The 24,620-nt window shown below is 73.3% G+C and carries 22 protein-coding genes and 3 pseudogenes; 13 read left to right on the forward strand and 12 right to left on the reverse strand.

The genetic code is table 11. The features are described from left to right. Window positions 1–22 precede the first annotated feature (22 nt). From HYQ63_RS09380 to HYQ63_RS09390, 3 genes are read left to right on the forward strand one after another with little or no spacing between them, the layout of a single operon-like run. The gene (locus HYQ63_RS09380; RefSeq protein WP_179933398.1) at window positions 23–571 is read left to right on the forward strand and encodes a 2Fe-2S iron-sulfur cluster-binding protein; all 549 of its coding nucleotides are present in this window, start codon (window positions 23–25) and stop codon (window positions 569–571) included. Beyond that, window positions 568–1,569 (forward strand): xanthine dehydrogenase family protein subunit M, encoded by a 1,002-nt coding sequence (locus HYQ63_RS09385; RefSeq protein ID WP_179933399.1) that lies wholly within the window; start codon window positions 568–570, stop codon window positions 1,567–1,569. The genes HYQ63_RS09380 and HYQ63_RS09385 overlap by 4 nt, the downstream gene beginning before the upstream one ends. Next, window positions 1,566–3,701, forward strand: a complete 2,136-nt coding sequence (locus HYQ63_RS09390; protein ID WP_179933400.1) for a xanthine dehydrogenase family protein molybdopterin-binding subunit — start codon at window positions 1,566–1,568, stop codon at window positions 3,699–3,701. Before HYQ63_RS09385 ends, HYQ63_RS09390 begins: the two co-directional genes overlap by 4 nt. Before the next feature lie 45 nt (window positions 3,702–3,746). On the opposite strand, the gene HYQ63_RS09395 is transcribed toward HYQ63_RS09390, so the two are convergent. Then, window positions 3,747–4,601, reverse strand: coding sequence for an NmrA family transcriptional regulator (locus HYQ63_RS09395; protein ID WP_179933401.1), 855 nt, complete (start codon window positions 4,599–4,601; stop codon window positions 3,747–3,749). 81 nt (window positions 4,602–4,682) lie between these two features. Here HYQ63_RS09395 and HYQ63_RS45950 point away from each other — a divergent pair. After that, window positions 4,683–5,197 (forward strand): annotated as a pseudogene (locus tag HYQ63_RS45950) (cupin domain-containing protein); the annotation flags it as partial. A gap of 228 nt (window positions 5,198–5,425) precedes the next feature. Continuing rightward, window positions 5,426–5,632 (forward strand): helix-turn-helix domain-containing protein, encoded by a 207-nt coding sequence (locus HYQ63_RS45955; RefSeq protein ID WP_373689206.1) that lies wholly within the window; start codon window positions 5,426–5,428, stop codon window positions 5,630–5,632. Between the two features lie 26 nt (window positions 5,633–5,658). Here HYQ63_RS45955 and HYQ63_RS09405 read toward each other — a convergent pair whose 3' ends face one another. Further along, window positions 5,659–6,858 (reverse strand): glycosyltransferase, encoded by a 1,200-nt coding sequence (locus tag HYQ63_RS09405; protein WP_179933402.1) that lies wholly within the window; start codon window positions 6,856–6,858, stop codon window positions 5,659–5,661. A gap of 296 nt (window positions 6,859–7,154) precedes the next feature. On the opposite strand from HYQ63_RS09405, the gene HYQ63_RS09410 reads away from it, so the two are divergent. After that, complete coding sequence (locus HYQ63_RS09410) at window positions 7,155–9,065, forward strand: glycosyltransferase family 2 protein (RefSeq protein WP_179933403.1); 1,911 nt, start codon at window positions 7,155–7,157, stop codon at window positions 9,063–9,065. Between the two features lie 28 nt (window positions 9,066–9,093). Here HYQ63_RS09410 and HYQ63_RS09415 read toward each other — a convergent pair whose 3' ends face one another. The 4 genes and pseudogenes from HYQ63_RS09415 to HYQ63_RS09430 all read right to left on the reverse strand — a co-directional run bounded on the left by HYQ63_RS09415 (window position 9,094) and on the right by HYQ63_RS09430 (window position 13,296). After that, window positions 9,094–10,176, reverse strand: a complete 1,083-nt coding sequence (locus tag HYQ63_RS09415) for a glycoside hydrolase family 6 protein (RefSeq protein ID WP_179933404.1) — start codon at window positions 10,174–10,176, stop codon at window positions 9,094–9,096. A 31-nt stretch (window positions 10,177–10,207) separates the two neighbouring features. Next, window positions 10,208–10,888 carry a cytochrome b/b6 domain-containing protein gene (locus HYQ63_RS09420; RefSeq protein WP_179933405.1) on the reverse strand — a complete coding sequence of 227 codons (681 nt, stop codon included), beginning with the start codon at window positions 10,886–10,888 and terminating at the stop codon, window positions 10,208–10,210. Next, window positions 10,872–11,544: pseudogene (locus HYQ63_RS09425) on the reverse strand (molybdopterin-dependent oxidoreductase). Before HYQ63_RS09425 ends, HYQ63_RS09420 begins: the two are co-directional and overlap by 17 nt. 96 nt (window positions 11,545–11,640) lie before the next feature. Next, the gene (locus HYQ63_RS09430; protein WP_179933406.1) at window positions 11,641–13,296 is read right to left on the reverse strand and encodes an FAD-binding dehydrogenase; all 1,656 of its coding nucleotides are present in this window, start codon (window positions 13,294–13,296) and stop codon (window positions 11,641–11,643) included. 214 nt (window positions 13,297–13,510) lie between these two features. Here HYQ63_RS09430 and HYQ63_RS09435 point away from each other — a divergent pair, with 214 nt between their 5' ends. Genes HYQ63_RS09435 through HYQ63_RS09450 form a run of 4 tightly spaced genes read left to right on the forward strand, consistent with a single transcriptional unit; the run spans window position 13,511 to window position 15,630 of the window. Beyond that, on the forward strand, window positions 13,511–14,353 hold the full coding sequence (locus tag HYQ63_RS09435) for a hypothetical protein (RefSeq protein ID WP_179933407.1): 843 nt from the start codon (window positions 13,511–13,513) through the stop codon (window positions 14,351–14,353). Window positions 14,354–14,381: 28 nt separating this feature from the next. Continuing rightward, entirely contained in the window at window positions 14,382–14,918 is a 537-nt protein-coding gene (locus tag HYQ63_RS09440; RefSeq protein ID WP_179933408.1) for an NUDIX domain-containing protein, read from the forward strand. Then, entirely contained in the window at window positions 14,915–15,322 is a 408-nt protein-coding gene (locus HYQ63_RS09445; RefSeq protein WP_179933409.1) for a YidH family protein, read from the forward strand. Before HYQ63_RS09440 ends, HYQ63_RS09445 begins: the two co-directional genes overlap by 4 nt. Then, entirely contained in the window at window positions 15,310–15,630 is a 321-nt protein-coding gene (locus HYQ63_RS09450) for a DUF202 domain-containing protein (RefSeq protein ID WP_179933410.1), read from the forward strand. Before HYQ63_RS09445 ends, HYQ63_RS09450 begins: the two co-directional genes overlap by 13 nt. 15 nt (window positions 15,631–15,645) lie before the next feature. On the opposite strand, the gene HYQ63_RS09455 is transcribed toward HYQ63_RS09450, so the two are convergent. Together HYQ63_RS09455 and HYQ63_RS09460 are read right to left on the reverse strand one after the other, a co-directional pair. Next, window positions 15,646–16,572, reverse strand: a complete 927-nt coding sequence (locus tag HYQ63_RS09455; RefSeq protein ID WP_179933411.1) for an NADP-dependent oxidoreductase — start codon at window positions 16,570–16,572, stop codon at window positions 15,646–15,648. Window positions 16,573–16,693: 121 nt separating this feature from the next. After that, window positions 16,694–17,360 (reverse strand): annotated as a pseudogene (locus tag HYQ63_RS09460) (NADPH-dependent F420 reductase). Between the two features lie 135 nt (window positions 17,361–17,495). Between HYQ63_RS09460 and HYQ63_RS09465 the strand changes: the two are divergent. From HYQ63_RS09465 to HYQ63_RS09475, 3 genes are read left to right on the forward strand one after another with little or no spacing between them, the layout of a single operon-like run. Next, window positions 17,496–17,945 carry a helix-turn-helix domain-containing protein gene (locus HYQ63_RS09465; RefSeq protein ID WP_179933412.1) on the forward strand — a complete coding sequence of 150 codons (450 nt, stop codon included), beginning with the start codon at window positions 17,496–17,498 and terminating at the stop codon, window positions 17,943–17,945. A gap of 49 nt (window positions 17,946–17,994) precedes the next feature. Next, window positions 17,995–19,017, forward strand: coding sequence for a phosphotransferase family protein (locus HYQ63_RS09470; protein ID WP_179933413.1), 1,023 nt, complete (start codon window positions 17,995–17,997; stop codon window positions 19,015–19,017). Between the two features lie 8 nt (window positions 19,018–19,025). Then, complete coding sequence (locus tag HYQ63_RS09475) at window positions 19,026–20,240, forward strand: acyl-CoA dehydrogenase family protein (protein ID WP_179933414.1); 1,215 nt, start codon at window positions 19,026–19,028, stop codon at window positions 20,238–20,240. 76 nt (window positions 20,241–20,316) lie between these two features. On the opposite strand, the gene HYQ63_RS09480 is transcribed toward HYQ63_RS09475, so the two are convergent. The 4 genes from HYQ63_RS09480 to HYQ63_RS09495 form a co-directional block, all read right to left on the reverse strand. Continuing rightward, window positions 20,317–20,910, reverse strand: coding sequence for a TetR/AcrR family transcriptional regulator (locus tag HYQ63_RS09480; protein ID WP_039942228.1), 594 nt, complete (start codon window positions 20,908–20,910; stop codon window positions 20,317–20,319). 26 nt (window positions 20,911–20,936) lie between these two features. Beyond that, complete coding sequence (locus HYQ63_RS09485) at window positions 20,937–22,580, reverse strand: class I adenylate-forming enzyme family protein (RefSeq protein WP_179933415.1); 1,644 nt, start codon at window positions 22,578–22,580, stop codon at window positions 20,937–20,939. After that, the gene (locus HYQ63_RS09490; protein ID WP_179933416.1) at window positions 22,577–23,353 is read right to left on the reverse strand and encodes an SDR family oxidoreductase; all 777 of its coding nucleotides are present in this window, start codon (window positions 23,351–23,353) and stop codon (window positions 22,577–22,579) included. Before HYQ63_RS09490 ends, HYQ63_RS09485 begins: the two co-directional genes overlap by 4 nt. A gap of 200 nt (window positions 23,354–23,553) precedes the next feature. After that, on the reverse strand, window positions 23,554–24,447 hold the full coding sequence (locus HYQ63_RS09495; RefSeq protein WP_257231768.1) for a LysR family transcriptional regulator: 894 nt from the start codon (window positions 24,445–24,447) through the stop codon (window positions 23,554–23,556). Window positions 24,448–24,620: the final 173 nt, after the last annotated feature.

Below are 24,620 nucleotides of genomic sequence, written 5' to 3' on the forward strand. Positions count from 1 at the left end.
CATATGTCCGATGATGTGAAGCATGGACGTGGAGATCACGCTCCGGGTGGACGGTACGGACCACCGGCTCACCGTCGACACCCGTACGACGCTGTTGGACGCCCTCCGCGAGCGGCTGGGGAACACCAGCCCCAAGAAGGGCTGTGACCACGGCCAGTGCGGCGCCTGCACCATCCTGCTCGACGGCCGCCGCGCCCTGGCCTGTCTGGCGCTGGCGGTGGCACACCAGGGCGCCGACGTCGTCACGGCCGCGGGCCTGGTGAACGGCGCGGGCGGGGACGGGGAGGGCGACGGGCTGCATCCGCTCCAGCGCTCGTTCATCGCCCATGACGCGTTCCAGTGCGGCTACTGCACCCCCGGCCAGATCTGCTCGGCGGTGGGCATGCTGCGCGAGGCGGCGGCGGGCTGGCCGAGCGCCGTGGCCAAGGATCCGAACGCCGCCGATGTGGTGCTGGACGACGAGGAGATCGCCGAGCGCATGAGCGGCAACCTGTGCCGCTGCGCCGCGTACGCCAACATCGTCCCGGCCATCGCCGATGTCGCACACCGGGACGAGGGGGCGCGCCGATGAAGCCCTTCCGCTACGAACACGCCGACACCGTGGCGGCCGCCGTGACCGCGCTGGCCGAGGAGCCGGAGGCGGCGTATCTGGCCGGTGGCACCAACCTGGTGGACCTGATGCGCCTCGAAGTGGCGACCCCCGAGGTGCTGATCGACGTACGGCGGCTCACCTCGGACCGGATCGAGGAGCTGCCGGACGGGTCGCTGCGCATCGGCGCCGCCGTCCCCAACAGCGATCTGGCCGCCGACCGGCGGATCCGGCGGCGCTATCCGGTGCTGTCGCAGGCCGTGCTGTCGGGCGCCTCGGGCCAGTTGCGCAACCTCGCCACCACCGGCGGGAACCTGTTGCAGCGCACCCGCTGCGCGTACTTCCAGAACGTGACCACCCCGTGCAACAAGCGCGAGCCGGGGTCGGGGTGTTCGGCGCTGGAGGGCTATCAGCGCGACATGGCGATCCTCGGCGCCTCGCCGTCCTGTGTGGCCACCCACCCCTCCGACATGGCGGTCGCGCTGGCGGCGCTCGACGCGACCGTGTGCGTCCACGGGGCCGACAGCCCGGACGGCGAGCTGCGCATCCCGCTGACCGAGCTGCACCGGCTGCCCGGCGACACCCCCGAGCGGGACACGGTGCTGCGGCGTGGGGAGCTGATCACGGCCGTGGAGCTGCCGCCGCCCGACTTCACCGCCACCTCCCGCTACCGCAAGGTGCGCGACCGCGCCTCGTACGCCTTCGCGCTGGTGTCGGTCGCCGCCGCGCTGGACGTCGGGGACGGCGGGACCGTACGGGACGTCCGCATCGCGCTGGGCGGAGTGGCGCACAAGCCGTGGCGGGCGTGGAAGGCCGAGGAGTCGCTGCGCGGTGCGCCCGCGACCTGGGACAGCTTCCGGGACGCGGCCTCGGCCGAACTGGCGCAGGCGGAGCCGCTGCCGGGCAACGCCTTCAAGATGGCGCTCGCCCGCAACACCGTCGTCGCCACGCTGCTCGATGTGCTGGAGGTCGCCCGATGAGCGAGGTCAGGGAGCGGCCGCGGGCGGTCGGCGCGCCGCTGCGCCGGGTCGACGGCGCGCTGAAGGTCACCGGCACCGCCACCTACGCCTTCGAGTGGCCCGTCGAGCACCCCGCCTATCTCCATCCGCTCCAGTCCACCATCGCCGCCGGGCGGATCACCGGGGTGGACACCGCCGCCGCGGAGGCGGCGCCCGGGGTGCTGGCCGTCCTCACCCATCTCACCGCGCCGCGGCTGACCATTCCGGACGATCCGGAGCTGGCGGTGCTCCAGTCCGACGAGGTGGCCTGGCGCGGGCAGTTCACCGGCGCGGTGGTCGCGGAGACCCCGGAGGCGGCCCGGTACGCGGCGGGCCTGGTGCGGTTCGGCTACGCGCAGCGCCCGCCCGACACGGCGTTGCGCGAGGACCGCGACGACCTCTACAAGCCTAGGGACGCGGCCCAGTTCGGGCAGGGCGGCGGCGAACTCCAGGACGGCTCCCCCGCCGACAGCGTCCTCGGCGACGCCGACCCGGTGCTGGCCGCCGCGCACACCGTGCTGGACGCCACGTACACCACGCCGATGTACCACAACAACCCGATGGAGCCGCACACCGCCGTGGTCACCTGGACCGACGGCGAGCTGCTCGTGTACTGCTCCACGCAGGGCGCGACGATGAGCCGCAACCTGATCGCCGCCACCCTGGGGCTCCAGCCGGGCCGGGTGCGGGTGGTGTCCCCGCACGTCGGCGGCGGCTTCGGGTCGAAGGTGTACCCGCACGCGTACGCGGTGCTCGCCGCGATGGCGTCGCGGACCGTGCGCCGGCCGGTCAAGTTCACGCTGACGCGTCAGCAGATGTTCGCGCTGGTGGGCTTCCGCCCGGCGTCGATCCAGCGGATCCGGCTCGGCGCGGACGCCGACGGCCGCCTGACCGCCGTCACCCATGACGTGGTCGAGCAGACCGCCCGGGCCAAGGGGTACGCCGACCAGACCGCCGTGTGCACCCGGCTGATGTACGCCGCCCCGCACCGGCGCACCACCCACCGGCTGGCCCCGCTGGACATCCCGGTGCCGACGATCATGCGGGCGCCGGGCGAGGCGCAGGGCATGTTCGCGCTGGAGTCGGCGATGGACGAGATGGCCATCGCGTGCGGCATGGACCCGGTGGAGTTCCGCATCCGCAACGAGCCGGACGTCCACCCCGAGTCCGGACTGCCGTTCTCCAGCCGCCATCTGGTGGCCTGTCTGCGCGAGGGCGCCCGCCGCGCCGGATGGGAGCGGCGCGATCCGACGCCCCGGGCGCGCCGCATGGGGCGGTGGCTGATCGGGACCGGGGTGGCCGCGTCCACGTACCCCTCGCCGCGCCTCCCGGGGAACGCGGCGACGGTCCGGGTCGCGCCGGACGGGCACTGCACGGTGCTGATCGCCGCCGCCGACCTGGGCACCGGCACCTGGACGGCGCTCACCCAGATCGCCGCGGACGCGCTGGGCGTGCCGGTCGAGCGGGTGGAGCTGCGCATCGGGGACACCACCCTGCCGAACGCCTCCCCCGCCGGTTTCTCCTCCGGCATCAACAGCTGGGGCTCGTCGATCGCGGAGGCCGCCCGACAGGCGCGGACGCTCCTGGAGACCGAGCACGGCGACGTGGTTCCGCCGGACGGCCTCGAGGTCACCGCCGACATGCCCGCGAACACCGACGCCGAGCGGTATGCGATGCACAGCTTCGGGGCGCAGTTCGCCGAGGTCCGGGTGGACGCGGACACCGGGGAGGTCCGGGTGCCGCGGCTGCTCGGGATGTTCGACGTGGGCCGGGTCATCAACCCAAGGACCGCGCGGTCGCAGCTGCTGGGCGGCATGACGCAGGGCATGTCGATGGCGCTGTACGAACACAGCGTGCTGGACCCGCGGTTCGGCCATGTGGTCAACCAGGACTTCGCCCAGTACCACATCGCCGCCAACGCCGATGTGCACGCGGTCGAGGCGCACTGGCTGGACGAGACGGACCCGCACACCAATGTGATGGGCGCCAAGGGCCTCGGCGAGGTGTGCATCGTCGGCACGGCGGCGGCCATCGCCAACGCGGTGCACCATGCGACGGGTGTGCGGGTGCGCGATCTGCCGATCACCCTCGACAAGCTGCTGTCCGATTCCTGATCCCTGCCCCCTGCCCCCCCCTGATCCCTGATCCCTGACCCCTGATCAGGCCCAGGCGCCGTCCGCGGCCGCCTCGCGCGCGACGTCGGCGATGTCACGCGGCTCGCGGCCGAGGGCGCGGTGGACGCCGTCCGTCACCCGCGCGTTGCGGCCGTCCAGGAGCGCGCCGAACAGCTCGGTCAGGAAGGCCACGAGGTCGCCGGAGAGCCCGTAGCCGCTCAGCAGCGCCCCGTATTCCGCCGCGGAGACCGGCACGTAGCGCACCGCGCGGCCGCTCGCCCGGGCGATCTCCGCGGCCACCTCGGCGAAGGTCAGCAGCCGCGGGCCGGTGAGGTCGTGGATCCGCCCCGCGGGCCCGTCGCCGGTCAGCGCCGCGACCGCGACCTCCGCGATGTCGTCGGCGTCGATGAAGGGCTCCTTGACGTCCCCGGCGGGGAAGGCGATCTCGCCGCCGAGCACCCCGTCCCGCAGGATGCCCTCGCTGAAGTTCTGGAAGAACCAGCTCGCCCGGATGACGGTCCACTCGGCGCCGTCCACCGCCACGGCCCGCTCGGCGGGCAGCGTCGCCTCCATGCCGCGCGCGGAGAGCAGCACCAGCCGCCGGGTCCCGCCGCGGACGGCCTGTTCGGCGAAGGCCCGGAGGGTGTCGGCGGCGCCCGGGTCGGCGATGTCGGGGTAGTACGCGAGGTACGCGGCGCCGGTGCCGTGCAGCGCGGGCGCCCAGGTGGTGCGGTCCTCCCAGTCGAAGGGCGGCTCGCCGCCGCGGGAGCCGATCCGGACCGGCCGTCCGGCGGCGGTCAGCCGCTCGGCGATCCGGCGGCCGGTCTTGCCGGTGCCGCCGAGCACCAGCGTCGTCGTGTGCTGCGTCTGCTGCGTCGTCGTGTGCTGCGTCGTGGTCATACGGACAGTCAACTGGGCCGTGGTGAGACGATCCATGGCCGAGAGGCTCGCCCGCATAAGCGTGCGTCTACGATGTGCGGCATGGACGCGCTGGCGAACCTGCTGGACGGACCGCGGGCCCGGGAGGCGTTTCTGCTGCGGGCCGTGATGGAGCCGCCGTGGTCGGTGCGGATCGAGGACCGGGCCCCGCTGTGTGTGATGACGATGGCGCGCGGCGAGGCGTGGGTGGTGCCCGACGCCGGTGAACCGCGGCGGCTGGGCCCGGGGGACGTGGCGGTCGTGCGCGGCCCGGATCCGTACACGGTGGCGGACTCCCCGGACACCCCGCCCCAGGCGTGGATCCTGCCGGGCGAGGAGTGCCGGACGGCGGACGGCCGGGACCTGGCCGAGGCGATGGCGCTGGGCGTGCGCACCTGGGCAACCACGCGGACGGCTCGACGACGCTGCTCATCGGCACCTATCCGCTGGACGGGGAGATCAGCGGGCGGCTGCTGGACGCGCTGCCGCCGCTGCTGGTGCTGGACGGCGAGGTGTGGGACTGCCCGCTGATGCCCTGGCTCGGCGAGGAGATCGTCAGGGACGAGGCGGGGCAGTCTGCGGTGCTGGACCGGCTGCTGGACCTGCTGCTGATCGCCGTGCTGCGGGCCTGGTTCGCCCGGCCGGAGGCGCAAGCCCCGGCCTGGTACCAGGCGCTGGGCGATCCAGTGGTGGGCCGGGCGCTGCGGCTGCTCCAGAACAACCCGGCGCATCCGTGGACGGTGGCGGGGCTGGCCGCGAAGGCGGGCGTCTCGCGGGCGGCGCTGGCCCGCCGCTTCACCGCGCTGGTGGGCGAGCCGCCGATGGCGTATCTGACCGGGTGGCGGCTGGCTCTCGCGGCCGATCTGCTGCGCGAGCAGGAGGCGACGCTGACGGCGGTGGCCCGGCAGGTGGGGTACGGCAGCGCGTTCGCGCTGTCCGCGGCGTTCAAGCGCGAACGCGGCGTCAGCCCGCGGGAGCACCGCGCCCGTGGTTCCGCGAAAACCGCGCGCTGACCGGCTGCCCGTACGGAGACGCCGGCTCACCCCGTGGGCGCGCCGCGCTCCCCACCGCGCACCGTCCGCATCCCCGCCGCGGGGCCCCGCAGACAGCCGTCCGGGCCGCAGGTGGTGGCGCGGTCGTAGAGGTCCATGAGGCGGCGGACGCCGCGGGCGATGTCGTACCGCTCGACCGCGTCCGGCACCGGGTACCGCCGCGGGCCCGCGGCCAGTTGGCGGCGGAGCGCGTCGGCGAGGGCGGCCGGGCCGGGGGCGACGCGGCGGGCGGCGGGGGCGGCGCCCGCGGGGAGTTCGTCGAGGGCCGGGCAGACGGTGTACAGCACGGGCAGCCCGGCCGCGAGGGCTTCCAGCGCGGCGAGCCCGAACGCCTCCTCGGCGGACGGCGCGACCAGGACGTCCATGGCGGCCAGCAGCCCGGGCAGCCCGGCGGGCCGGTCGTCGGGCGGGGCCACGGCCCCGTCCCGCTCCCCCAGCAGCCGGATCCGGTCGGCCGCGCCGAGCCGGGCGGCCAGGTCCTCCAGGGCGGGGCGCTCGGGCCCCTCGCCGACCAGCAGCAGCCGGGCCCCGGGTACGGCGGCGACGGCCCGCACCGCCACCTCGAACCGCTTGGCCGCCACCAGCCGTCCGACCGCTCCGACGACGAAGGCGTGGTCGGGGATGGCCAGGCGGGCGCGGGCGGCGGTGCGGGCGGCGGGGGCGAAGCGGAAGTGGCGGGCGTCGATGCCGTTGGGCACCAGATGGATGCGGTGGTTGGGCACGCCCCAGTCGCGCAGCCGGTCGGCGACGGCGGCCGAGACGGCGACGGTCGCCGAGCCCAGCCGTTCGGCGGCCAGATAGCGGGCGCGGACGGCGGGGCTGAGGGGGTGGCCGTCCACGCTGCGCGCGCCCAGGGCGTGTTCGGTGGCGATCACGGCCCGTACGCCCGCCAGCCGGGCGGCGATCCGGCCCAGGACGCAGGCCCGGTAGAGGTGGGTGTGCACCACGTCGTAGCCGCCGGAGCGGATGGTGCGCACCAGGGCGGGCAGCGCCCGCAGCTCGCCCGCGCGGCCGTCCAGGGGCAGATGGGTGACCGGGATGCCGTCGGCGCGGATGCCGTGGGCGGTTCTGCCCGGTGCGGCGAGGGCAACCACGTCGCAGCGCACCGGCACATGGCGCAGCAGCAGCCGCAGTTGCTGTTCGGCGCCGCCCGCGCCGAGGCGGGAGATGATGTGCAGAACTCTCATCGGGCGACCCCGCCCCATCCTCCGTTGTGCAGCCGCGGATTCGTTGATTCGCTTCTTTTCACGCGATCCCCGACCTTGCCAGAGGGCGGGATGTAAATCACGTAAGACGCGCGCTGATGGGCCGTCAGGGTGGCGCTTTCACGGCCTATCACCAAAGGCGCGCCGAAAATCCGATGTGCGCAATACCGCCACATCCGATTGTTACCTTCTCATCTCGCGCGATGACATGACGAATGTGGTCCGTTCGGGTCATCGCGGCGCGTCATCCGGTTTCCAGACAGCCCGCGGGAGCGCCCATGTCTGCACAGACCCCCGTCAGAGATTCGAGAAACGCACGAGATCCGCGTCGTGGAGTCGCCCCCGCCGCCGCGCGCACCGCCGGGCACGCCGCCGCACCCCCGCATGCGCGCCCCGCCCCGGATGCCGTGCACCCGCGCCCGGCCGCGGTGTACGAGTACAAGCGGTACAGCGAGCTGGCGGGCCCGCTGACGGAGCCGCCCGCCGACCGCCCGTACCGGGTGCGCAGCCGCAGCCTGCTGGCGCAGGAGCCGCACCGGTTCCGGGCGGCGCTGCTGCTGTGCGGGGCGCCGGTGTGCTCGGCGCTGCTGCTGTTCTGGCTGCTGCGGCCGGACCACTGGGCGGCGCGCACCCATGTGACGGCGTGGGAGACCGCGGCGGATGTCGCGATGCTGGTCTCGATCGCGCTGATCGAGACGTTCCGGCTGGTCACGGTCATCTCCAACGCGCACGCGACGCTGGTGGCCCGGGATCCGGTGCCGGTGACCGCCGAGCACGGCACCCGGGTGGCGTTCCTGACGAGTTTCGTGCCCGGCAAGGAGCCGATCGCGATGGTCCGGGCCACGCTGGAGGGCGCGGTGCGCATCCGGCACCAGGGGACGCTGGACGTCTGGCTGCTGGACGAGGGGGACGACGCGGAGGTCAAGGAGCTGTGCGCGCGGCTGGGCGTACGGCACTTCTCCCGCAAGGGAGTCGAGAAGTGGAACCAGCCGAAGGGCGCTTTCCGGGCGAAGACGAAGCACGGGAATTACAACGCCTGGCTGGACGCGCACGGGGACGCTTATGAATTCATGGCGTGCGTGGACACCGACCATGTGCCGCTGCCCAACTTCCTGGAGCGCATGCTGGGTTACTTCCGCGATCCGAATGTGTCCTTCGTGGTGGGACCGCAGGTGTACGGGAACTACGACACCGCCGTCACCAAGGCCGCCGAAAGCCAGCAGTTCCTGTTCCACGCGCTGATCCAGCGGGCCGGGAACGCGTACGGCAGCCCGATGTTCGTGGGCACCAACAACGCGGTGCGGATCAGCGCGCTGCGCAGCATCGGCGGGCTGTACGACTCGATCACCGAGGACATGGCCACCGGCTTCGAGCTGCACCGCCACCGCAACCCGGCCACCGGCAAGAAGTGGCGCTCGGTGTACACCCCGGACGTGCTCGCGGTCGGCGAGGGACCCAGCTCCTGGACGGACTTCTTCACCCAGCAGATGCGGTGGAGCCGGGGCACCTACGAGACGGTGCTCAAGCAGTTCTGGAAGGCGCCGTTCACGCTGTCGCCCGGCAAGCTGCTCAACTACACGCTACTGATCACGTACTACCCGATGACCGCGGTCAACTGGGTGCTCTCGGCGCTGTCCTGCACGCTGTTCCTGATGCTGGGCGCGGCCGGGCTCCACATCCCGGCCGAGCTGTGGATGATGCTCTACAGCGACGCCGCCATGCTCCAGATCGGGCTGTACATCTGGAACCGCCGCCACAACGTCTCCCCGCACGAGCCCGAGGGGTCGGGCGGACTCGCCGGGATGCTGCTCTCCGCCCTGTCCGCGCCGATCTACGTCAAGTCGCTGTTCGACGCGGTGCTGCGGCGCAAGAGCCGGTTCGTGGTCACGCCCAAGGGCGATTCGTCCAGCCCGGACCGGCTCTCCACGTTCCGCATCCACCTGCTGTGGGGAGGGCTCTTCGGCACCTCGCTCGCGGCCTCGTTCTTCCTGGGGCACACCCACGCGGCGATGCGGACGTGGGCCGTCCTCGCGCTCGCGCTGTGCCTGGCGCCGGTGGTCGTCTGGTACGGCGGGGTGGTGCGGGGCCGGCGCCGCCCGGTGGCGGCGCCGGCCGTACCGACCGCGCGTGCGGACAGCCAGGGCCCGTGCGCCCCGGCGAAGGACCCGGACGCGGTGTGCGCCCTGTGACGCCGGGCGGGCTTTGATACCGGACGCCTCAGCGGCGGCCCGGGCCATGTGGGTGACGGTGGCCCGGGCCGTGTGCGTTCCGGGCCAGCCCGAGCGCGTACTCGGGCCACCAGTGGCCCGCCGGGGGCCCGCCGTTGCACGTCCCGTCGGATTCGCCGGGCCGCTTGATCCACAGATACGCGTCCACCAGCCGGTCCCCGGTGTGGGTGCTCGGCGGCTCCCCCAGCGCCCGCCCCGGCGGGTTGCACCAGGCCTCCGCCGACCGGGCCCCGTGCCGGGCCGCGCCGCGGCGCCGCAGCGGGCCGTTGCCGTTGCGGCTGGTGTCGATGACGAAGTGCGCTCCGCCGACCGCCCTGGACAGCCGGTGGCCGTACCGCTTGGTGCGGCCGGTGGGCTGGAAGTTGGAGACGTTCAGGGAGAAGCCGTCCGCCTGCGCGATGCCGCTCTTGAGCAGCGGGACCATCAGCCGGGCGGGGTTCTTGATCCAGCCCGCGTTCCCGGCGTCCAGGTACACCCGTACGCGGGGCAGTGCGGCGAACGCGGCGACCGCGTCGCGCAGCAGCGTCAGCCGGGGGCCGACCATGCGGCGGGGCACACAGCCGTCGACGACCTGCGCCACCGCGTCGGGCTCCAGCACGACGATCGCCTTCCGGTCGCCGATGCCGAGCGCGACCTGCTCGATCCACCTCCGGTAGACCGCGCCGTTCGCCGCGCCGCCCGCCGAGTACCCGCCGCAGTCCCGGTACGGGATGTTGTAGGCGACCAGCACCGGGGTGGTGCCGGTCCGGGCCGCGGATTCGGTGATGAAGCGCACCCGTTCGCGAGGGGGCTGCGGGCCGAGCCATTCGGCGACCGGCTGCCGGGCGATCCGGGCGATCAGCGCCGCGTCCCTGCTCTTGTCCTCGTGCTTGCTGCCGTTCTTCCCTTCCTCCTCCCGCTCACGGACATGGCGGGCGGCCGGGCCGTCCGGGTTCACCCAGAGCCCGCCCCGCCGCGGTGGGGGGTCGGACAGCTGACATCCGCTCAGCGGCACCACCATCGCCACCACACCGCATGCGGCGACCGTCACCAATCGCCGCATAACCGACTTTTTTGGATCTTTCTCGCGCATGCGACGCATCATGGCACTGCGTGCCGTCGGTTCAGTGGACGTCGCGTCCGTGGTCGGCGTCGTGGTGGTCGGCGTCCTCCGTGCGCCACAGCGGATGCTCGCGGGCCGCCCACTCCGGGTCGACCCGCCCGGTGCGCATCCCGCGCCGCGCCTCCGGATCGGCGAGCGCCTTCCCGATGTGCCCGATCACCACGATGCCGACGGCCAGCGCCAGCCAGTCGTGGACGAACGTGGCGCCGGTGCGCCACATCAGCGGGGCCAGCCCGGTGAACCACATCAGCGACCCGGTGGCCGCCATCACCAGCATCGCGCCCGCGGTCCAGGCGGCGTACACCTTCTGGCCCGCGTTGAACTTCCCCGCCGGGCGCTCCGCACGGCTGTGGTCGCGGCGCAGCGCGGCCCGCAGCCAGCGGCGGTCGTGCGGTCCGAAGCGGTTGAGGCGGCCCAGATCGGCCCGGAACGCGCGCGAGGCGAGACCGGCGAGGGCCGGGACGGGCGTCAGGATGCCGGTCCACTCGTGGACGGTGACCACGAGGGCGCGGCGGCCCACGAGTTGGGCCAGGGCGGGTACGTACAGACAGGCCGCGCTCACCACGCACACGCCCACCAGGGCGGCCGTCGTGCGGTGGATCCAGCGCTCGGCGGGCGTGAAGCGGCGCACCCGGCGCGCGGTGGCGGCCGGGGCCGCGGCGGTCTCAGACAGTGGGGGCATCGTCGCGTCCGTTCGACTCGCCGACCCAGGCGTCCACGTCGTACCCGCGGTCCTCCCAGTAGCCGGGGCGCACCTCGTCGGTGACGGTGATGCCGGAGAGCCACTTCGCCGACTTGTAGAAGTACATGGGCGCGACATAGAGCCGGACCGGGCCGCCGTGCGCATGGCCCAGCGGCTTGTCCTGCATCCGCAGCGCCACCAGGACGTCGGGGCGGCGCGCCTGGTCGAGGGTGAGGCTCTCGGAGTACGCGCCGTCGAAACAGGTGAACCGGACCGCCTTGGCGCGCGGGCTCACCCCGGCGGCGTCCAGCAGCGTGGACAGCCGCACCCCCTCGAACGGCGTCTTCGGCACCCGCCACCCGGTGACGCACTGGACGTCCCGGACGAGCCGGGCCTGCGGAGTGTCGGCGAGCCGGTACGGAGGTGAGGCGGTACGGAGGTCAGTACCGGAACCCGCCGCCGTTGGGCAGCAGCCCGGTCACCCCGGTGGGGTCCTTGTCGGCCACCGCGCCGAGCGCGCTCTCCAGCCCGCGCTGCGCCCAGGGCGCGACGGCCATCCCGGCGGCGCCGAGGCCGAGCATGCCGAGCAGGATGCGGCGGCCGACCGGTGCGCCGCGGCCATCGCCGTGCTCGTCGTCGCCGGGGGTTGCGTCCATGTGCTGATGAGACCACCGGGGGGCGTGGCGCGCCATCGTCTGTGGCTTTTCGTCAGACTTCCGTCAGAACTGAACGCGCCCGGGAACTGCTGGAAACTACGACACCGCCCTGGCCGCCGCGCGCCCCGCCGTCCGCCCCGAGAAGAGGCAGCCGCCCAGGAAGGTGCCCTCCAGTGACCGGTAGCCGTGCACGCCACCGCCGCCGAACCCCGCTGCCTCACCGGCCGCGTAGACGCCGGGCAGCGGCTCCCCGCCCTCCGTCAGTACCCGCGACGACAGGTCCGTCTCCAGCCCGCCCAGGGTCTTGCGGGTGAGGATGTTCAGCCGCACGGCGATCAGCGGGCCCGCCTTGGGGTCGAGGATGCGGTGCGGGGCGGCGGTGCGGATGAGGCGGTCGGCGATGTACTTGCGGGTCCCGCGCAGGGCGGTGACCTGGAGGTCCTTGGTGTAGGGGTTGGCGATCTCGCGGTCCCGGGCCACGATCTCGCGGCGCAGCTCGGCCTCGTCGATGAGCGGGTCCTTGGTGAGGGCGTTCATCCGCCGTACGAGGGGGGGCAGCGAGCGTTCGACGATGAAGTCGGCGCCGTGGTCCATGAACGCCTGGACCGGTCCCGGCGCCCCGGCCCGCCCGCGCCCCAGCACATCGCGGACGCTCTTGCCGGTGAGGTCCGGGTTCTGCTCGGAGCCGGAGAGCGCGAACTCCTTCTCGATGATCTTCCTCGTGAGGACGAACCAGGTGTAGTCGTATCCGGTCCGCATGATGTGTTCGAGGGTGCCGAGGGTGTCGAAGCCGGGGAAGAGCGGGACCGGCAGCCGCCTGCCGCGGGCGTCGAACCAGAGCGACGAGGGGCCGGGCAGGATGCGGATGCCGTGCCGGGGCCAGATCGGGTTCCAGTTCTCGATGCCCTCGGTGTAGTGCCACATCCGGTCGCGGTTGATGAGGTGGCCGCCCGCGGCCTCCGCGACGCCGAGCATCTTGCCGTCCACGTGCGCGGGGACACCGGAGATCATCCGCTCGGGCGGGGAGCCCAGCCGCTCGGGCCAGTTGGCGCGTACGAGGTCGTGGTTGCCGCCGATGCCGCCGGAGGTGATGATCACGGCTTGGGCGCGCAGCTCGAAGGAACCGGTCACCTCGCGGCTGCTGGCCGTGCCCCGCTCGGCGCGGCTCGGCTCCAGCACCTCGCCGGTGACGGTGTCGACGGCGCCCGCGCTGCGCGAGAGCCCGGTGACCCGGTGCCGGAACCGCAGGTCGACCAGGCCGCGGGCGGCCGCGGCGCGCACCCGGCGCTCGAAGGGGGCGACGACGCCGGGTCCGGTGCCCCAGGTGATGTGGAAGCGGGGTACGGAGTTGCCGTGCCCGGTCGCGTCGTAGCCGCCGCGCTCGGCCCAGCCGACGAGGGGGAACAGCCGCAGCCCCTGGGCGTGCAGCCAGGACCGCTTCTCGCCCGCCGCGAAGTCCACGTACGCCTCGGCCCAGCGGCGCGGCCAGTGGTCCTCGTCACGGTCGAACCCGGCCGTGCCCAGCCAGTCCTGCCAGGCGAGTTCGCGGCTGTCGCGGATGCGCAGCCGGCGCTGTTCGGGCGAGTCGACGAGGAAGAGGCCGCCGAAGGACCAGTGGGCCTGGCCGCCGAGCGACTGCTCGGGCTCCTGGTCGAGCAGGATGACCTTGCGGCCCGCGTCGGCCAGCTCGGCGGTGGCCGCGAGGCCCGCCAGGCCCGCCCCGACCACGATCACATCCGCGTCGTACGCCATGGTTGGTGGTATCCCGTCCTCGTCAGCCGGTCGACGGTGTCGTCGGGTGCGATCCTGCCTACCGGCCAGTACGTCGTCAACTGGTCCGGAAGCGGGGGTGAGAGCGCTTTCCGGACACCGTCATCCTCAGGCTATAGCTCTCTTGTGCAGCAAAACGGAACAATCCCTCATCACTATTGGACACGGTTCAGCCAAACCGGCATCATCAACGACCATGGCTGACCGCTCCGTTGAGCAACCCGGGCCGCCGTACCCGGCGGACAAGCGCATCGTGAATCCGACACTTGTCACCCCCGGCCCCCAGCCCATCGAGGCGGGTGACGCCGTCACCCCGCACATCCTCCAGGGCGAGGTCATCGGCCCCCGGCACGCCCGCGCCCGCCGCCGGGGCATCGACCCGCGGCGCAAGGCGGCCGCCGGGGCGATCCTGCTGTCGGCCACCGGCGCGGCCACCGCGCTCTTCATGCTCATGGGCAAGGACGCGCGCCAGGCGCAGGCCGCCCCGGGGCACGACAGCTCCCCCACCGCCCCCGACGAGCCCGAGCCGAAGGCCGCCGCGTTCGGCGATTCGGCCGTCGGCGACGAGCCGCTGCGCGGTTCGCGCACGACCGAGCCCGCGGCCCCGGCGCCCGCCGCGCAGCCCGCCACCCAGGCCCCGGCCGCCCCCGCCGCCGAGCAGCGCACCCCGTCCTCCGGTCAGCAGCCCGGGCCCGGCTGGTCCGAGGCGGCCGAGAGGTGGCGGGAGCGGGCCGAGGAGTGGCGGCAGTGGGCCGGTGAGCAGGCCCGGCGACAGGCGGAACGGCAGGCCGACGGCCAGGGCGGCGCCGGTCAGGGCCAGGGACAGGGCCAGGGCGGCTGGGGGAACGGTCAGGGGAACGGCAACGGCTACCCCGGCGGATCCGGTCCGTACGGCCAGGGCGGCGGCGGACCGTACGGCCAGGGCGGCGGATCCGGCCCGTACGGCGGCCACGGCGGACAGGGCGGCCCCTACGGCGGCGGCCCCTACGGCGGTGGCCCCTACGGCGGTGGCCCCTACGGCGGTGGCCCCTCGCGCTGACCGCGGCGCCATCTGCTTGTATGGCCGTATGCCTGATCAGGAGCCGCTTTCCGCCGACGAACTGCTGGACATCGTGGACGAGCAGGACCGGGTGATCAGCCAGGCCCGTCGCGGTGACGCCACGGCACACCGGCTGCGCCACCGCTGCGCCTTCGTCCTCGTGCGCGACGCCGAGGGCCGCGTCTTCGTCCACCGCCGCACCGACCGGAAGCTGGTCTTCCCCTCGCTGTACGACATGTTCGTCGGCGGGGTCGTCGCGGCGGGCGAGAGCTACGACGAGGCGGCTATGCGGGAGGCGGAGGAGGAGCTGGGCGTCCAGGGGCTCCCCGCGCCCGTACCGCTGTTCTCCTTCCTCTTCGACACGCCGGAACACACCTGGTGGTCCCGGGTCTACGAGGTCCGCTGCGACCTCCCCGTCGCACCGCAGGCCGACGAGATCGCCTGGCACGCCTTCCTCACCGACGACGAGCTGGAACGGCGACTCACCGAGTGGGAGTGGGTGCCGGACGGCGCGGAGGCGTACCGGCGGCTCCAGGAGTGGCGCCGCGAGAGGCCCACCCCGTGACCGCAGGCAGACTCGCGGACGCCGTGGCGGGCATCCGGCTGTGGTTCGCGCCCGAACGGCTCCGCGAGGAGGGCGACACCCCCGACTACCGCTTCTCGCTCGCCAACGAGCGCACCTTCCTCGCCTGGCTGCGCACCGCGATGGCCCTGGTGGGCGGCGGTTTCGCGGTCGACCAGTTCCTGCCGGACACCGGGCGGGTGCTCCGGCTGGCCCTCGCGCTCACCCTGCTCGCGGGCGGCGCGGTGTGCGCCCTGCGCGCCATCAACCACTGGATCCGCTGCGAGCGGGCCATGCGGCGCGGCGAGGACCTGCCGGTGTCGCGCTTCCCGGTGATGCTGGGGCTGGCCGTCGGGGTGGTCGCGCTGCTGATGGTGCTCGTCGTCGCCGTGGGGTGGGGCGGGTGACCGAGCCGGTGCGGGACCCCGGGCTCCAGCCGGAGCGCACCCGGCTGGCGTGGCGGCGTACGACGCTGGCCTGCGCCGTGGCCGCCTCGCTCGCCGGGCGGCAGACCCTGCACGCGGGCGGCGGCCCGCTCCCGGTGCTCGCCCTGTCGCTGGTCGTCCTGTCCTGGCTGACCTTCGTGGCCGTGGCCCACCGCCGCGTCCGCCACCTGCACGCCCCGCGCCCGCCCCTGCTGTCCCCGCGCGCGGCGGTGGCCGCCGTGGGCTGCGTGATGGGCGCGGCGGTGTGCGGCGCGGCGATGCTGCGCTGATTTTCTGGGGCTCGGTCAGTCGACCGTGATGACGATCTTGCCGCGGGTGTGGCCCTCCGCGTTGCGCTGCTGCGCCTCCGCCGTCCGCTCCAGCGGGTACGTCGCCGACACCTCGACCCCCAGCGCGCCGCGCTCGGCGAGGTCGGTCAGGTCCTGGAGGTCGTCGGGGTCGGGGCGGACGAAGACATAAGCGCCGCCGAGGCCGAGGACCGCGGGGTCGGCGATGGACGCCAGCCTGCCGCCGGGCGCCAGCACCTCCGTGGAGGCGGTGAGGGCGTCGCCGCCGACCAGGTCGAACGCGGCCTGCACCCCGTCGGGGGCGAGCGCCCGCACCCGCTCGGCCAGCCCCTCCCCGTACACGGTCGGCTCGGCGCCCAGCGACCGCAGATAGTCGTGGTTGTGCTCACCGGCGGTCCCGATGACGCGGGCGCCCAGGTGCCGGGCCAGCTGCACCGCCATCGAGCCGACGCCCCCGGCGGCCGCGTGCACCAGCACCGTGTCCCCCTCGCCGACCCGCAGCGCGCCGACCAGCGTCTGGTAGGCCGTCAGCCCCGCCAGCGGGATGCCCGCGGCCTGCTCGAAGGAGAGGTTCCGCGGCTTGCGGGCGAGCGTGCGCAGCGGCGCGGCCACGTACTCGGCGCAGGTGCCGCGGGAGAGGAAGTCCTCGCGTACGTACCCGATCACCTCGTCCCCGGGCTGGAACCCGGTCACCGCCGGTCCGGTCTGCTCCACCACCCCGGCGACGTCCCAGCCCGGGATGACCGGGAAGACGGCGTCCAGGACGGGGTCGAGATAGCCCGCCTGCGCCTTCCAGTCGACGGGGTTCACGGCGGCGGCCTTGACCCTGACCAGCACCGAGTCGGGCCCGACCTTGGGGTCCCGGACCTCGCCGAATTCGAGGACCTCGGGGCCGCCGTAGCGGCGGTAGCTGATGGCCTTCATGGTGGCTGCTCCTTGCGGTTCCTTGTGACGGTGGCGCAGTAACGGGGGCGCAGTAACGGTTGCGCATCCCCTACGACGCTCCTGCTCGGGAACCGGCACCGCAAATCCAGTCCGGGTGGGTTCAGTCGGCGGCGCGGTGCGGGACCTGGGCCGCCGCCGGGGGCAGCGCGGCCCGCGGCTCCGCCCCCGCGAACCAGAAGCCGAGCAGGAACGCGGCCGTCGACTCCAGGTGGCGGGCCCGCTCCAGGCGGCCCCCGTCCAGCGGTACGCAGCCCATGTCACGTACGAGGGTCCGTACGGCCTCCAGCGCGCCCTCGTCGTCCCCGCACAGCGGCACCGCGAGCGGGCCGTCCGCGAAGACCGGCGGGGTCATCCGCCACACCGAGTCCGCGCACAGGTTGAAGCCCTTCACCACCGTGCGCCCCCACCGCCCGCGCGGCGATGCGCTCGGCCATTCCCGGGCCGCCGTCGGTGGCGAGGACGAACCGGCCGGGGACGATGGCGTTGGTGCAGTCGATCAGCGCCCGGCCGCTCAGCGTCCCCTCCCCCGCGCCCGCCGCCTCCAGGGTGGCCGACACCCCTTCGTACGCGACGGCGAGCAGCGTCGCCTCCCCGAACCCGGCGGCCTCGCGCAGCGATCCGGCCCGTGCGCCGTGGCCGATCCGTTCCGCCAGCGCCCGTGCGTTGGCGGGGGTGCGGCCTCCGATGAACAGCGTGTGGCCCGCCCGCGCCCACTGCCCCGCCAGCCCCTCGGCCATGGTTCCCGTGCCCAGCACTCCGATCCGCATCGCGCGGCCTCCTCGTCGTATCCGAAGCGGCGTGTGCCGCCTGCTGGATGAGGACACCAGGAACTCCGTTGCACACCCCGAGGTGCCCAACGGATCCGCTAGGCCGGTACGGACGCCCGCCACCAGGAGGCTTGAGTGACGACGACACCCCCGCACCCCTCGCCCACCGGCCGGTTCATCGCCGACTGCCGGGCCCGGATCGGCTTCGACCTGCTGACCGGCACCTGGACCGCCGTGGTGCTCTTCGGGCTGCGCGAGGGTCCGCGCCGCCCCGGCGAGCTGCGCGCGGCGATCGGCGGCATCAGCGCCAAGGTGCTCAACGAGACGCTGCGCCGTCTGGAGGACGACGGGCTGGTGGAGCGCCACCGGTACGCGGAGGCGCCGCCGCGCGTCGAGTACGCGCTGACGGCCCTGGGCCGGACCCTGCTGGGCCCGCTCGAGGCGCTGGGCTCCTGGGGCATCGAGCACGGCGACGCGGTCGTCGAGGCCCAGGAGCGCGCCGAGCGGCGGCGGGAGGCAACCGGTGACGGCCGGACACTGGACTACATACCGACTGGTCGGCATCATGAGGTGGACATGGAATGAGCGACAGGCAATGAACCGTCCGCCCGCCTCCCAGGGAAGAAGAGACCCGATGAACGCAGCCAATCCGCCAGGACTCGACCTGACGCGGCTCCGCGCCCATCTCGACCGCGAACGGCCGGGGCTGGTGGGCGGCGAGCTGAGTGCGGAGCTGATCGAGGGCGGCCGGTCGAATCTCACCTACGCGGTCACCGACGGCACCTCCCGCTGGGTGGTCCGCCGCCCGCCGCTGGGGCATGTGCTGGCCACCGCCCATGACATGCGGCGCGAGCACCGGGTGATCAGCGCGCTGCATCCGACCAGCGTGCCGGTGCCGGAGCCGGTGCTGCTGTGCGAGGACGACGCGGTGGTCGGGGCGCCGTTCTACGTCATGGAGTTCGTGGAGGGCACTCCGTACCGTACGGCCGAGCAGCTGGCCGCCATCGGGCCGGAGCGCACCCGGGGCGTGGTGCTGTCCCTGGTGGACACGCTCGTCGCGCTGCACTCCGTCGATCCTGCCGGGGTCGGGCTCGGCGACTTCGGGCGGCCGGAGGGCTTCCTGGAGCGGCAGTTGCGGCGCTGGGGCAAGCAGCTGGAGGCCTCGCGCAGCCGTGAGCTGCCGGGCATCGACGAGCTGCACGCCCGGCTCGCCAAGGCGCTGCCCGCCTCCCCCGCGCCCACCGTGGTGCACGGCGACTACCGCCTGGACAACGTCCTCGTGGGCACCGACGACCGGATCAAGGCGATCCTCGACTGGGAAATGTCCACGCTCGGCGATCCGCTGACCGACCTCGGCCTGATCGTGATGTACAGCGAACATCCCACCCTCGACGACGCGCCCATCTCCTCCACCCAGGGCGCCCCCGGCCACCCGGGGACGGACGAACTGGTCCAGCGGTACGCGGAGGGCTCGGGCCGGGACGTGAGCGGCATCGCCTGGTACACCGCCTTCGCCTACTTCAAGCTCGCGGTGATCTTGGAGGGCATCCACTACCGCTTCACCCTCGGACAGACCCTGGGCGCGGGCTTCGACCGCATCGGCGCGATCGTCCCGGGCTTCATCCACAACGGCCTCACCACCCTCCAGGAGAGCTGAGACACCTCATGGACTTCGCATTCGACGCCCGCACCGAAGAACTCCGCGCCAAGCTGCTGACCTTCATGGACGAGCACGTCTACCCGGCCGAGGCGATCGCGGCCGAGCAGCGCGCCAAGCTCGGTTCGCCCTGGGACACCCCGGCCGTCGTGGACGAGCTGAAGGCCGAGGCCCGCAAGCAAGGGCTGTGGAACCTGTTCCTGCCCGACTCCGCGTACGGCGCCGGGCTGACCAACCTCCAGTACGCCCCGCTCGCCGAGATCACCGGCCGCAGCCCCCAGCTCGCCCCCACCGCCCTCAACTGCGCCGCGCCGGACACCGGCAACATGGAGGTGCTCGCCCAGTTCGGCAGCGAGCAGCAGCGCAAGCAGTGGCTGGAGCCGCTGCTCGCGGGCGAGATCCGGTCGGCCTTCGCGATGACCGAGCCGGAGGTGGCCTCGTCCGACGCGACCAATATCGAGACCCGGATCGAGCGGGACGGCGACGACTACGTCATCACCGGGCGCAAGTGGTACATCTCCGGGGCCATGAACCCCGACTGCAAGATCTTCATCGTGATGGGCAAGACCGACCCCGAGGGCGCGGACGTGCGCCGCCAGCAGTCGATGGTGCTGGTGCCGCGCGATACGCCCGGGGTCGAGGTGCGGCGGGCGATGACGGTGTACGGCTACGAGGACCACTACCACGGCGGCCACGCCGAGGTCGTCTTCGACCGGGCCCGGGTCCCCGCCGCGAACCTCATCGGCGAGGAGGGCGGCGGCTTCGCCATCGCCCAGGCCCGGCTGGGCCCCGGCCGCATCCACCACTGCATGCGGCTGATCGGCATGGCCGAGCGGGGCATCGAGCTGATGTGCCGCCGGGCGGTGGCCCGGCAGGCGTTCGGCAAGGCGCTCGCCCAGCAGGGGCAGGTCCACGAGTGGATCGCGGATGCCCGGGTGGCGGTCGAGCAGCTGCGGCTGCTGGTGCTGAAGACGGCCTGGATGATGGACACGGTCGGCAACCGGGAGGCGCACACCGAGATCCAGGCCATCAAGATCGCCACGCCGCGGACGGTGGTGGGGATCCTGGACCAGGCGGTGCAGCTGCATGGCGCGGGCGGGGTCAGCCAGGACTTCCCGCTGGCCGAGCTGTGGGCGGCGGCCCGTACGCTGCGGCTGGCCGATGGCCCGGACGAGGTGCATCAGCGGTCGCTGGCGCGGCGCGAGCTGAAGCGATACCTGTAACCGGGGCTCCGCCCCGGACCCCGGTCCTCAAGCGCCGGACGGGCTGGAAAATCCAGCCCGTCCGGCGCTTGACACTTTATGGCCGTAGCGCTCGCAACAGGAGGTCGGCCAGGTGGTCGGCCACCTGCTGGGGGGCGAGGGAGCCGCCGGGGCGGTACCAGGTGCCCAGGTGGTGGACGGAGCCGAAGTGGTAGTCGACCACCAGGTCCGCCGGGGTGTCGGCGCTGAACACCCCGGTCCGCTGGCCCTCCTCGACGAGCGCGCGGAACCGCTCGTGGTAGCGGCGCCGCTCGGCCCGTACCTGCTTGTACTTCTCCGGGCTCAGATGGTGCATCGACCGGAAGAAGATCGTGGTGTCGTCGAGGTTCTCGATGGTGGTCACGACGACGTCGGCCGCCGCGCCCCGCAGCCGCTGCTCTACGGGAGCGTCCGCGTCCGCGAAGGCGTCGAGCCGTTCCTGCTGGAGGCGGAGCACCCGGCCGTAGATCTCGTGGAGCAGATCGTCCTTGGAGCCGAAGTAGTGGTACAGCGCGCCCTTGGTGACCCCCGCCGCCTCGACGATCTCCTGGACGGACGTCCGGTCGAACCCGCGCTCCGCGAAGAGGCGGGTGGCAGCGGCCAGCAGCCGCCGCGGCACCGGCTGTCCGTCGCCGTTCGTCGTTCTGGCCATGGTCGCCACCCGCTTCTCTTCCGTTCTCATCCTCGCAGTTCTCGTCGGAGGATCTTGCCACTGGTCGTCTTCGGAAGGTCGGGCAGGATGTCGACCTCCCGCGGGTACTTGTACGCGGCGAGCCGGTCCGCGCAATAGGCGGCCAGCTCGTCCGGCGTGACCTCGGCCCCGGGCCGCAGACTCACGTACGCCTTGACCGTTTCGCCCCGGTAGGGGTGCGGCTTGCCGACGACGGCCGCCTCGCGGACGGCTGGGTGAGTGTAGAGCACGTCCTCGACCTCGCGCGGCCACACCTTGAACCCGGAGGCGTTGATCATGTCCTTCTTGCGGTCGACGACGTACAGCCAGCCGTCCTCGTCCATGAAGCCGATGTCCCCGGTGCGCAGTTCGCCCCCGGGCATACCGGCCTCGGTGGCGTCGGGGCGGCGCCAGTAGCCGGGGACGACCATGGGGCCGCTCACCACGATCTCGCCGGGCTCGCCGAACGGCACGTCCTTCCCGTCGTCCCCGGCGATCCGTACGACGGTGTCCGCGCCGGGCACGCCGACCGCCAGGGTGCCGGAGACCGGGTCGACGGGGGCCCGCACACCGGGCGGGACGCTGGCGCAGGGGGCGGTGCACTCGGTGAGCCCGTAGCCGTTGTGCAGATACGGGCCGAGGGCCGACTCGAACCGCTCGACCAGCGCGGGCGGCAGCGGGGCGCCGCCGGAGGAGATGATCCGGAAGGACGAGAAGTGGTCGCGGGTCGCCTGCGGATGGGCCATCAGCGCCATGAAGGCGGTGGAGGGGCCGACGGTGTACGCGGGGCGGTGTTCGGCGAACGCGTCCAGGACGACACCGGTCTCGAAGCGGTACGCCAGCGCGAGCGTCCCGGCCCCGGCGAGGCTCGCGCCCAGCTCGCAGACCATGCCGGTGATGTGGAACAGCGGCGCCAGCGCGAAGATCGCCGAGCCCGGGGGCAGCTCGTGGAGGAGGTGCTGCCGGTCGGCGTTGTAGGAGACGTTGCCATGGGTGTTGATGGCGCCCTTGGGGGTGCCGCTGGTCCCCGACGTATAGCTGATCAGCGCGGTGTCGCCGGGCGCGGGCTCGGGGACGGCGGGCGGCCGGGCACCGGCGCGGGCGGCAGCGAGGAGGTCGTCGGTGTCCTCGGGGACCGGGATGCGCTCGTCGCGCAGCACCCGCTCGTCGTTCCGGGTCTGGAAGTCGTACGCGTCGGCGGTGAGCGCGATGCGCACCGGGGTGTCCGCGGCCGTCTCCCGTATGTACGCCTCCCAGCCGGTGCGGGCGCACACCAGGGCGGTGACCTCGGCGTCGGTCAGGATGTGGGTGAGTTCGCCGCCCTTGTACATGGGGTTGACGGGGACCACGGCCGCGCCCGCCTTCCACGCGCCGAGCAGCGCGATCACGAAGTGCGGGGTGTTCTGGAGCATGATCGCGAGCCGGTCGCCGGGGGCGAAGCCGCGCGCGGCGAGGTGGCCCGCCAGCCCGTCCGACAGCTCGTCCAGCTCCCGGTAGCTGACCCGGCCGTCGAAGTAGGCGATCGCGGGGTGGTCCGGGGCGTCGCGCACGGCCTCCCGGAAGGCGTGCAGCACGCTCGGCCGGGGGGTGATCGGCTCGCGCTGCTTCTCGGTGAGCCGGGCGAGCCAGGGCTGGTCCTGGTACGACGTCATCGCGGTGGCCTCTCTTCGGTCTCTTCCAGGGTGCGCTGCACGCGGTTCATGCCCCGCAGCCACCGCTCGGTGTCGGTGGCGCGGGTGGCGTAGTACCCGGCCACCTCGGGGTGCGGCAGAATCAGGAACCGATTCTCGGCGATGCCCTTCAGCACGGCGTCGGCGACCTCTTCCGGTTCGATCGCGGTGGGCAGGAGCACCAGGTCTCCGGCGGTTCCGCTGTCCTCCAGCATGTTGGTGCGCACGCCCTGCGGGCACACGGCGTGCACCTGGACGCCGCGGTGGCGGTAGGTGGCGAAAAGCCATTCGGCGAAGGCGAGCGCCGCGTGCTTGGAGACGCTGTACGGTGCCGAGCCGACCATGGTGAGCAGCCCGGCGGCGGACACGGTGGAGACGAAACGGCCCTCGCCGCGCTCCAGCCAGTCGGGCAGCAGCGCGCGGGCGGCCCGGACGTGGGCCATCACGTTGACGTCCCAGGCCTCGGCCCACAGCGCCTCGTCGGCCTCGGGGCCGCCGCCGTGGCCGACGCCCGCGTTGGCGCAGAAGATGTCGATGCCGCCGCCGAGCGCATCGCGGGCGGCGGGCACCACCCCGGAGGCGTCACCGGGGACGGCGGTGCCGCCGATCTCGGCGGCGACGGCCTCCGCCCCGGCCGCGTCGAGGTCGTTGACCACGACCCGGGCGCCCTCGGCGGCGAAGCGGCGGGCCAGGGCGGCGCCGATGCCGCCTCCCGCCCCGGTGACGACAACTCGCGCTCCACGCACGGTATCCACGATTGAGACGCTCCTCGGATGCGGCGCGGCCGTCGGCCCGGATCGGCCCGGCCGCACCGGCAGACTAACCAGTCGGTATGTTGAAGGGAAGAGGGCGCGGGGCTGACCGGCGGATGACGTCGCGCCGACCGCGGGGACGGACTCACGGTCGTACGGGCGGGACTCGCGGGCCGGACTCACCGGCGGAGCGGGCCCGGGCTCTACCGGGCGCGCGGGCCCCCGGGGCGCTGGTCGCCGATGACGCGGCGCCAGCGGGCGTTCTCCCCCGCGAGGGCGTTCCACAGCACGTTGAGCGGGTGGTCGTCGTCCTGGGCGGCACGCTCCCCGGCCCGTACGAAGACCCCCACGAGCACGTCCAGTTCCGGCGCGATGTCATCGGCCAGCTCCAGCGTGCGCAGCCCGGCGCCGGTCCGCAGCCGCCCGTCGGCCACCGCGTCGCCGATCCCCTGGGTGACGAGCACCGCGCCGCGCAGCACGCCGGAGGAGAGCAGTTCGAGGCCGTACTGCACCGTGTCGATCTCGGCGGCGATGTGCAGCTCCTGGCGGTAGCGGCCGCCGAACCAGCCGCGCAGGAAGCCGGGGATGAGGCCGTCGGCGGAGACCGCGAGCGGCACCCCGGGCAGGGCGCTCACCGCGACGGAAGGGCCGGGCAGTTCGTCGGCGCCGAGGTTGGTGACCAGGGACAGGCCGCTGCGCCGCCACTCCATCACCTCGAAGCCGTCGAGCCCGCGGTTCCGGCTGCCGTCGGCCAGGACGCTGCCGCAGACCAGGTCGAGTTCCTTGGAGCCGAGCCGGTCGAGCAGGTCCCTGGTGCGGACGTGCTCGACCTTCAGCTCGACGCCGCGGCTCTCGAAGTCCGCGGTGACCAGTTCCACGGCATTCAGCAGAAAGCCGAGGGTGTAGCGGGTGGAGCCGACGGCCAGCCGGCCGCCGAGCCGGCGGCGGCAGTCGCGCAGTTCCTCCTGCCATCCGCGCAGCGTGCCGCGGGCGAGTTCGGCGAGGCTCTCGCCGGTGGCGGTGAAGAGCACATTCCGGCTGCGGCCGCGTTTGAGGACGAGCGGTTCTCCGCACAGGGTGCCGAAGTTCCGGTTCATCGTGTCGAGCAGCTACTGCTCGCGCCCAGCAGACACCGGTCTCCGGTGCGGAGTTCCATGCTGTCCCAGCGTACAAGAAAACGCGCCCTGACGTTTCCGAGCATAGTGCAGCGCATTTCCCTGCCGGGCCCGGCAGGGATATTCCGGAATTCACGACGGAAACAACGAGAAAT

The organism is Streptomyces sp. Rer75, from assembly GCF_013414305.1.
Taxonomy (GTDB): Bacteria; Actinomycetota; Actinomycetes; order Streptomycetales; family Streptomycetaceae; genus Streptomyces; species Streptomyces himastatinicus.

Bases quoted from the DNA above. Each gene is read 5' to 3' on its own strand.
- HYQ63_RS09380 (WP_179933398.1), top strand. From the start codon at position 23: ATGGACGTGGAGATCACGCTCCGGGTGGACGGTACGGACCACCGGCTC.
- HYQ63_RS09385 (WP_179933399.1), top strand. From the start codon at position 568: ATGAAGCCCTTCCGCTACGAACACGCCGACACCGTGGCGGCCGCCGTG.
- HYQ63_RS09390 (WP_179933400.1), top strand. From the start codon at position 1,566: ATGAGCGAGGTCAGGGAGCGGCCGCGGGCGGTCGGCGCGCCGCTGCGC.
- HYQ63_RS09395 (WP_179933401.1), bottom strand. From the start codon at position 4,601: ATGACCACGACGCAGCACACGACGACGCAGCAGACGCAGCACACGACG.
- HYQ63_RS09405 (WP_179933402.1), bottom strand. From the start codon at position 6,858: ATGAGAGTTCTGCACATCATCTCCCGCCTCGGCGCGGGCGGCGCCGAA.
- HYQ63_RS09410 (WP_179933403.1), top strand. From the start codon at position 7,155: ATGTCTGCACAGACCCCCGTCAGAGATTCGAGAAACGCACGAGATCCG.
- HYQ63_RS09415 (WP_179933404.1), bottom strand. From the start codon at position 10,176: ATGCGCGAGAAAGATCCAAAAAAGTCGGTTATGCGGCGATTGGTGACG.
- HYQ63_RS09420 (WP_179933405.1), bottom strand. From the start codon at position 10,888: ATGCCCCCACTGTCTGAGACCGCCGCGGCCCCGGCCGCCACCGCGCGC.
- HYQ63_RS09430 (WP_179933406.1), bottom strand. From the start codon at position 13,296: ATGGCGTACGACGCGGATGTGATCGTGGTCGGGGCGGGCCTGGCGGGC.
- HYQ63_RS09435 (WP_179933407.1), top strand. From the start codon at position 13,511: ATGGCTGACCGCTCCGTTGAGCAACCCGGGCCGCCGTACCCGGCGGAC.
- HYQ63_RS09440 (WP_179933408.1), top strand. From the start codon at position 14,382: ATGCCTGATCAGGAGCCGCTTTCCGCCGACGAACTGCTGGACATCGTG.
- HYQ63_RS09455 (WP_179933411.1), bottom strand. From the start codon at position 16,572: ATGAAGGCCATCAGCTACCGCCGCTACGGCGGCCCCGAGGTCCTCGAA.
- HYQ63_RS09470 (WP_179933413.1), top strand. From the start codon at position 17,995: ATGAACGCAGCCAATCCGCCAGGACTCGACCTGACGCGGCTCCGCGCC.
- HYQ63_RS09475 (WP_179933414.1), top strand. From the start codon at position 19,026: ATGGACTTCGCATTCGACGCCCGCACCGAAGAACTCCGCGCCAAGCTG.
- HYQ63_RS09480 (WP_039942228.1), bottom strand. From the start codon at position 20,910: ATGGCCAGAACGACGAACGGCGACGGACAGCCGGTGCCGCGGCGGCTG.
- HYQ63_RS09485 (WP_179933415.1), bottom strand. From the start codon at position 22,580: ATGACGTCGTACCAGGACCAGCCCTGGCTCGCCCGGCTCACCGAGAAG.
- HYQ63_RS09495 (WP_257231768.1), bottom strand. From the start codon at position 24,447: ATGAACCGGAACTTCGGCACCCTGTGCGGAGAACCGCTCGTCCTCAAA.